Source organism: Pseudomonas sp. P7779 (genome assembly GCF_013386315.1).
Lineage (GTDB): Bacteria > Pseudomonadota > Gammaproteobacteria > Pseudomonadales > Pseudomonadaceae > Aquipseudomonas.
In genome coordinates this window covers 1,696-2,743 of sequence record NZ_JACARZ010000078.1, presented here as the reverse complement: position 1 = coordinate 2,743, position 1,048 = coordinate 1,696, and the positions used below count along the sequence as shown (strand labels likewise).

1 protein-coding gene is annotated in these 1,048 nt (G+C 59.1%); it reads left to right on the top strand.

Annotated features, from left to right (window positions below; genetic code table 11):
* Window positions 1-56: 56 nt before the first annotated feature.
* Window positions 57-1,022, top strand: coding sequence for an L-carnitine dehydrogenase (locus tag HX869_RS22350; protein WP_017476440.1), 966 nt, complete (start codon window positions 57-59; stop codon window positions 1,020-1,022).
* Window positions 1,023-1,048 lie beyond the last annotated feature (26 nt).

The following is a 1,048-nucleotide window of genomic DNA, read 5'->3' as shown; positions in this document are numbered from 1 at the left end:
CCCACATTTTGATCTTGGCTCTCACACAGAATCACCGAACTCTTTAGGAATTTGCCATGAGCTTTATCACTGAAATCAAAACCTTCGCAGCGCTGGGCAGCGGCGTTATCGGCAGTGGCTGGGTATCCCGCGCACTGGCTCACGGCCTGGATGTGGTGGCCTGGGACCCGGCGCCTGGTGCCGAAGCGGCCCTGCGCAAACGTGTCGCGAATGCCTGGGGCGCACTCGAGAAACAAGGCCTTGCACCCGGCGCCTCGCAAGACCGCCTGCGCTTTGTGGCCACGATTGAAGAGTGCGTGAAAGACGCCGACTTCATCCAGGAAAGCGCCCCGGAACGCCTGGAATTGAAGCTGGAGTTACACAGCAAAATCAGCGCGGCGGCCAAGCCGAATGCGTTGATTGGTTCGAGTACTTCGGGGTTGTTGCCGAGCGAGTTTTATGAAGGCTCCACGCACCCGGAACGTTGCGTGGTGGGCCATCCGTTCAACCCGGTTTACCTGTTGCCGCTTGTGGAAGTGGTAGGCGGCAAAAACACTGCGCCGGAAGCGATTCAGGCAGCAATCAAGGTGTACGAATCCCTCGGCATGCGCCCTTTGCATGTGCGTAAGGAAGTGCCCGGTTTTATCGCTGACCGGCTGCTGGAAGCCCTGTGGCGTGAGGCGTTGCACCTGGTGAACGATGGTGTGGCAACCACCGGCGAGATCGATGATGCGATTCGCTTTGGCGCCGGTTTACGCTGGTCGTTCATGGGGACGTTCCTGACCTATACGCTGGCGGGCGGTGATGCCGGGATGCGGCACTTCATGGCGCAGTTCGGCCCGGCCTTGCAGCTGCCGTGGACCTATCTGCCGGCGCCGGAATTGACCGACAAATTGATTGATGACGTGGTGGACGGCACAAGCGATCAGTTGGGCAAACACAGCATTTCGGCGCTGGAGCGCTATCGTGATGATTGCCTGCTGGCGGTGCTGGAGGCGGTGAAGACCACTAAGGAAAAACACGGTATGACCTTCGCCGAATAAGCCCTGTAAAGATCGTTCCCACGCTC

Coding starts and splice junctions, on each gene's coding strand:
- HX869_RS22350 (WP_017476440.1), top strand. CDS start 57: ATGAGCTTTATCACTGAAATCAAAACCTTCGCAGCGCTGGGCAGCGGC.